This is a genomic window from Priestia sp. MDV22-iso46 (genome assembly GCF_058629175.1).
Genome location: NZ_JBZVWT010000001.1, coordinates 2353817 through 2360853, shown reverse-complemented (window position 1 = coordinate 2360853; position 7037 = coordinate 2353817). Strand labels below are relative to the sequence as shown.

Sequence of the window (7037 nt, the reverse complement as noted above, 5' to 3'; positions counted from 1 at the left end):
CTTTCACGGCGGTAACACGGGTTCGAATCCCGTACGGGTCATCTTAAAAGCAGTTTGCATATGCAAACTGCTTTTTTTGTTTGGAAACAGAGTTTATTCTTTTGTCTAAACTCTATTTTTCGTTTTTCTATGATTTCCTCGCCCTAAATTGCATTTCTTATAGCACATCTATAAACGCTTGTTCTAAATTTCGAAAAAAAACCTACAATAGTAATAACGGCATACTGTTTGTACAAAAGGAGGGGAATGCGTGAAAAAAATTGTTTGGTGGTCCATCGGAGTTTTTCTTGTGTATGGAGCGTGTATTTGGGTGTATTTATTCTATATAAGCGATACCTCTATTCCACAATCATTAAAAGGCACCAGCGTAGACCCGGCTACGTTTATGAATGCACGAGAACTTATGTTAACCGAAAAATATTCAAAAATTAGAGATGCGCTCTTTTTTATCCGAATTCCATATGAGTGGCTAGGGTTTATTTTAATTTTAGTGTTAGGTGTGTCTAAGAAAGTTAATAAGTGGTCTAAAGACGTCAGCCGTTTCAGTCTTCTCCAAACTGCTATTTATGTATTTTGGTTATCCGTTCTGCTGCTGATCTATTCTTTTCCTATGGACTGGATTAGCTATAAGCTTTCAAAGGCTTACCATATTACGACGCAACCTTTCCAAGGATGGATGAAAGATCTTTTTACAGATTTTTGGGTGAACTATGCCACCATGTTTTTAGTGATTGCTGTGTTATATGCATTCATTCGTAAGTTTTCAAAAAGATGGTGGCTGTATGCGTGGATAGTATCTATTCCATTTACGCTATTTTTGACGTTTATTCAACCAGTGGTTATCGATCCGTTATATAACGATTTTTATCCATTAAAGAATAAAGAGCTGGAGACGAAAATTTTACATTTAGCAGATGAAGCTCACATACCTGCTAAGCATGTATATGAAGTAAACATGTCTGAAAAAACGAACTCTCTTAATGCATATGTGACGGGAATAGGTTCTAATTCAAGAATTGTGTTATGGGATACTACTCTTAATAAATTAACGGAACGTGAAATTTTGTTTATCATGGCGCATGAAATGGGTCATTATGTAAAGAAACATATTTATGTGGGGATTGCTTCAGCATTAGTTTTATCGATCGTAGGCTTATGGCTAACGAAGCACTTAGCTCGCTTTGTGATTAAGAGATGGGGGAAAGCATTAAAAATTACTTCTCTTAGTGATTTAAATTCTTTACCGCTTATTCTACTTATTTTTTCTATTCTTACATTTGCTGTGAGTCCGTTAACAAATATGCAGTCGCGTCATCATGAACTTCAATCTGACACGTACGCCATGGACCTAACAGGAGATAAGCAAGCTGCTATTAAAACGTTTCAGGACTTAACGAAATCAGGACTGTCTCAGGTAAATCCGCCGTATTTAGTGAAGATTTTTCGATATGGTCACCCAACAATACTGGAAAGAATTTCATTTGTTGAGAAGTATGAAAGAAATGAATAAGTGATATAAGAAAAAGTAAAGGATATATGAAGCCTTTTATACGTAGGTATTAATAGAAAAGCCTCCTTGCGAGTAGGAAAAAAATTCTAAAAGGAGGTTTCATTTTCGAAAGTACTGTTATATAATAACGTATGTAAAATAAAAACTGTTTTATAACAATAGGGAGGAATAGTTATTTGTGATTGAAAAGATAGCAGTCTAAATTCTCAGCGTATATTCACCTCAGCTAAGTCTTACTACATGTCCTTCAACTACTTACTTATTTCATCTACGTTCTTGCTAATATTATGGCAAGCTGCTAATTTACTTCATCATGAAACAGACATATTCTAACTGCTGCGTTTTATATTTTTATGAATATAGAATTTTAAATTCATTAGGGGGTATAAAGAATGAAAGACATTCGTGTAAAAAACCTTGAAGAGAACTGGAAAAGCGATGAGCGTTGGAAAGGAATTGAACGTCCATATTCTGCAGAAAAAGTCATTGGGCTAAGAGGGTCCATTGATATTGAACATACGCTTGCTAGAAGAGGAGCCGAAAAGTTCTGGAACTTATTAAAAACAGAGCCATACGTTCATGCCTTAGGAGCTTTAACAGGAAATCAAGCAGTACAACAGGTAAAAGCAGGGTTAAAAGCAATTTACTTAAGCGGATGGCAAGTAGCTGCAGATGCAAATCTTTCAGGAAACATGTATCCTGATCAAAGTTTATACCCGGCAAACAGCGTGCCGCATGTTGTGAAACGAATTAATCAAGCGCTGCAGCGTGCCGATCAAATTCAGCATTTAGAAGGAGAAGAGAATATCGATTACTTTGCTCCAATTGTAGCAGATGCAGAAGCAGGGTTTGGAGGACAGTTAAACGTATTTGAACTCATGAAAGGAATGATTGAGTCGGGAGCATCTGCCGTACACTTTGAAGATCAATTATCCTCTGAGAAAAAGTGTGGTCATCTCGGCGGGAAGGTATTGCTTCCAACTCAAACCGCTGTGAAAAACTTGATTGCTGCTCGTTTAGCTGCTGATGTAATGGGTGTTCCAACACTTCTGATTGCTCGTACCGATGCTGATGCTGCTGATTTAATTACAAGTGATGTTGATCCTGTAGATCGCCAGTTTATTACAGGTGAACGCACTGCTGAAGGTTTTTATCGCACGAGAGCCGGAATCGATCAAGCTATTGCTCGCGGCTTAGCATATGCGCCATATGCGGATCTAGTATGGTGTGAGACGTCTGAACCAAACTTGGAACAAGCACAAAAATTTGCAGATGCTATTCATGAAAAATTCCCAGGTAAAATGCTTGCTTATAACTGTTCACCATCTTTCAACTGGAAGAAAAAATTAGATAAGAAAACGATTGAAAAATTCCAAAGAGAAATCGCAAAAATGGGCTACAAATTCCAATTCGTTACGCTTGCTGGCTTCCACGCTTTAAATCACAGCATGTTTGAGCTGGCACGAGGATATAAAACAAGAGGAATGGCAGCTTATTCAGAGTTACAAGAAAGAGAGTTTGCTAGTGAAATAAATGGATATACTGCTACAAGACATCAGCGTGAAGTAGGCACGGGTTATTTTGATGAAGTGGCGCAAGTAGTTTCTGGTGGGACTTCCTCTACAACAGCTTTAAAAGGTTCAACGGAAGAAGAGCAGTTTCAAGCCCATAAATAACAAAAAACCTATGAGTGGAACGGTTGGTTACTTCCACTCATAGGAAAAATCCTAACAAAAAAGATTCTTACAGATGTAAGAATCTTTTTTTATGTAGTAAACACGATTTAACAGACAGCTGTTCTTCCTGAGAAGAAAGGATCTGCCTGTTAAACGTACATATAAATCATTAACATGAATTAAGTTCTTAAAATATTAAGTAGATGTTTGAAGCAGGGATTGGTACTGGGCTGATAGCTCATAAAAAGCAATTTCATCACGTTGATCTAATGCCGTGTTAATGTTTGTTTCTAACAGTTCTTTTTGACGCTTAAAAAGCGATTCATCAATTACCATTTCGATATAAACATCCAACATACTCACAGTATCAATTACTTTTTTCTTGCGAGCGAGGGACTTCATCATTTCCGTGTACGATTTTTCATTGTTCATACCTCATCACCTCTGCACCCTTTTTATTATTATATAGATTAAAAGAAGAAAAAACAACTAATTTTCTAAATTTTTAGATTTTTATTTTTGGAAATGATAAAGTAAGAGGGAAACACTACTTTCGTTTTTATCGATTGACTATTTGATTTAAAAATGAATCCTTGGGGGCGAAGAAATTGAATGATTTAAAAAAGCGTACGGTAATGATAGAGGATTTGTATGAATTGAAGTCTGTTTATAATCCTCAGATTTCTCCAGATAGAAAAAGTGTAGTTTATACGGTTCGAGAAACGAAGAAAATAGAAAACGCGTATGAAACGCAGCTGTTTATGTTAGATCTTGAAACGAAAGAAACTAAGCAATTAACGTACTACAAAGGAAATAATCATTCTCCAGTATGGTCTCCTGATGGCAAGTGGATTGCTTTTTTATCCGATCGCAGTCAAGCCGTTCAGCTCTACCTATTAGCAGCGACAGGCGGGGAAGCAGAAGCACTCACAGATCTTGAAAAAGGCGTTAGTAATCCGGTGTGGTCTCCTTATAGTGACGAAATTATGTTTTCTACAAAAGTAGGAGAAAAAGCTGTAAGAGTTGAACAAAATCATGAACATCCCCAGCCGTATGAAGTGGAACGTTTACTTTACAAATCCGATGTTAGCGGTTATTTAAAAGGTGAATATACTCACGTTGCTGTCGTTAAACTTAAAAATAAAGAAGTGACGTTTTTAACGGATGGACCTTATCATCACTCTGTTGGGTGCTGGTCCCCTGATGCAAACTCAATTGTATTTTGCAGCAGCCGAGGAGAGAATCCGGATTTATCATTAACTATGGACGTGTTTATTTTGCATCGCGATACTAAAAAAGTAACATCTATTACAGCAGAAACAGGATATTTTCATCAAGTTTCGTGGTCACCGGATGGGTCATACATAGCATACATTGGAAATGAACGTACATATGGATCAGCTTCAATGAATGACATATACATTTATCAGATCTCTAACCAAAAAACAGCTTGTATCACTGCTGGCATAGACTTAGAAGTAGGAGATATGGTAGCAGGAGATTTTCACTTTGGCAGAACCGCAGCGGGAATTATGTGGGGCAGTAATGAAGAATTTTATTTTGTCGTAAGTGAAAAGGGGTCTGTAGGCATATATAAAGGAAATGTGAATGGAAAGTTAGACCCTGTATTTATGGATAATGCTCACGTATATGGGGTATCTGTTCTTCCAAATTGTGAGAAAGCTATCGTGGCAATCAGTACATTTACACATCCCGGAGATCTTTATTCTCTAAATTTAAAAACAGAGGAATTAGTGAAGCTGACAAACGTTAATGACTCATTTTTAAAGCATGTGCAGCTCACACAAGCAGAATCTTTTTACGCGACTTCTACGGACGGTATACATATCCACAGTTGGGTAGTAAAAGCTGCTGCCACAAACCATGGATCTCCAACCATTTTAGAAATCCACGGAGGTCCGCATCTTATGTATGGTCATACATTTATGCTTGAATTCCAAGTACTTGCATCAAAAGGGTTCAATATCCTCTTTTCTAATCCAAGAGGCGGCAGAGGATATGGTCAAGCATTTACAGATGCGGTTCGAGGGGATTACGGAGGCATGGATTATACGGATTTGATGGCAGTGACCGACGAAGCAGTTAAGCGCTACTCTTATATTAATGAAGATAAGCTTGGCGTAACAGGAGGAAGCTACGGAGGGTTTATGACAAACTGGATTGTAGGAAGTACAAATCGATTTAAAGCAGCGGTAACGCAACGGTCTATTTCAAATTGGACAAGTTTTTACGGCGTTAGTGATATTGGCTATTATTTTACCGAATGGGAATTAAAAGCTGATATTTATGAAAATCCGGAAAAACTTTGGAACCACTCGCCGCTTCGTTTAGCGGAGAACGTTAAAACACCGCTGTTAATCTTGCATAGCGAACAGGATTATAGATGTCCAATTGAACAAGCTGAACAGCTTTATGTGGCACTGAAAAGAAAAAATAAGGAAGTAGAATTTATTCGTTTTCCCCAGTCTAATCATGAACTTTCTAGAAGCGGTAAGCCTAATTTACGAACGGCAAGACTAAAATATTTAACAAGCTGGTTTAAACGTTATTTAAAACAGTCTCAGTAAAAAGTGCATGGCTGTTCAACCAAATATGTGTGCGTAAATAAAGGCTGTATGACAAACGTAAAAGGACAGGAAAGGTAAAACGCTGTAAAACTTTTGTTTGGTAAAGGAAAGTAGTACAATAAGTGAAAAGTAGCACAGTTGTTTAAATAAGGAGAACATTCGATGGATTTTGAAACATTAAAGCATTATTTGACATTAGACGGCGTCCTCGAGTTATTAAAACAATATCAATCATTTGGAATCATTCCAGGGCTGCTGTTTCCTATTTTAGAAGCGTTCATCCCCATCTTGCCGCTTTTTGCGTTTGTAATGGCCAATGCTGCCGCTTTTGGCTTATGGTTAGGTTTTTTAATTTCATGGGTTGGCAGCTGCGTTGGATCACTGCTTGTCTTTTTGATTTTTAGAAAATATGGACAGGCGAGGTTTTTACATTTCATCAGCCGGCATGCGCAAATTCGAAAGATTATGATTTGGGTAGAAAGACACGGGTTCGGACCGCTGTTTATTATGCTTTGTTTCCCTTTTACCCCGTCTTCGGCGATTAATGTAGTAGCAGGGCTATCACGTGTTAGTATGGCTCAGTTTATGCTTGCTGTATTAGCCGGTAAAATGGTGATGATATTTATGATGAGCTTTATTGGGGCCGATTTTGTTTCATTTGTGAAACAGCCTCTAAAAGCAGTACTTGTTTTAGTCATCATTTTTGTTCTATGGCTTGTTGGAAAACAAATTGAACGAAGATTAAATGAAAAATCTAAAGTGAAACAGTATGACAAATAGTTTGTTTATATATAACAAATAGTGATGGAAGACTGCTTTTTAATAGGCAGTCTTTTGTTATACATACAGCCAAAAGGGGTATTGTAAACTATAGAAAAACCTTTTCTTATAGGGATACAACAGCATTTTTGAAAGGATCTTAAAATTTTTCTTAAAGAAGTTATTTGTCTGTTTATTCGGTTGGCAGAACAATGCACATGCAGAGTATCTGTCCAGTAATGAACAAGTTTTTTGTTTATCAATTATGAAAAATATGCTAAAATAAAAGAAAAAACTGGGAATAAATTAGACGTCTATTCCTAGTTGCACCTAAGTAATGAACCCTTTGTTTTCTAGAGATATACATGTTTTTTCTCAACATGTATTATCACCTCATGTATTTCAAAACGTTTTCTTAAAAATTATATGAATGATTTTTGAGCTTGACTACTAAGATGTAAGTAGAGGGATCATTACTAGAAAAGCACCGAATGATCATTAAGA

Annotated in this window: 5 protein-coding genes; 4 read left to right on the top strand and 1 reads right to left on the bottom strand. The window is 36.8% G+C overall.

The window, feature by feature from the left end:
- Positions 1-250: 250 nt before the first annotated feature.
- On the top strand, positions 251-1510 hold the full coding sequence (locus AC4NPH_RS11895) for a M48 family metallopeptidase (RefSeq protein ID WP_013055342.1): 1260 nt from the start codon (positions 251-253) through the stop codon (positions 1508-1510).
- 392 nt (positions 1511-1902) lie between these two features.
- The gene (gene aceA / locus AC4NPH_RS11890) at positions 1903-3186 is read left to right on the top strand and encodes an isocitrate lyase (protein ID WP_098196964.1); all 1284 of its coding nucleotides are present in this window, start codon (positions 1903-1905) and stop codon (positions 3184-3186) included.
- 195 nt (positions 3187-3381) lie between these two features.
- Here the strand turns inward: aceA and AC4NPH_RS11885 are convergent, their stop codons facing one another.
- Entirely contained in the window at positions 3382-3618 is a 237-nt protein-coding gene (locus AC4NPH_RS11885; RefSeq protein ID WP_013055344.1) for an IDEAL domain-containing protein, read from the bottom strand.
- A 176-nt stretch (positions 3619-3794) separates the two neighbouring features.
- Here AC4NPH_RS11885 and AC4NPH_RS11880 point away from each other — a divergent pair, with 176 nt between their 5' ends.
- Positions 3795-5774, top strand: a complete 1980-nt coding sequence (locus tag AC4NPH_RS11880) for a S9 family peptidase (RefSeq protein WP_013055345.1) — start codon at positions 3795-3797, stop codon at positions 5772-5774.
- A gap of 162 nt (positions 5775-5936) precedes the next feature.
- Positions 5937-6554 (top strand): TVP38/TMEM64 family protein, encoded by a 618-nt coding sequence (locus AC4NPH_RS11875; RefSeq protein ID WP_013055346.1) that lies wholly within the window; start codon positions 5937-5939, stop codon positions 6552-6554.
- The last annotated feature ends 483 nt before the right edge of the window (positions 6555-7037 follow it).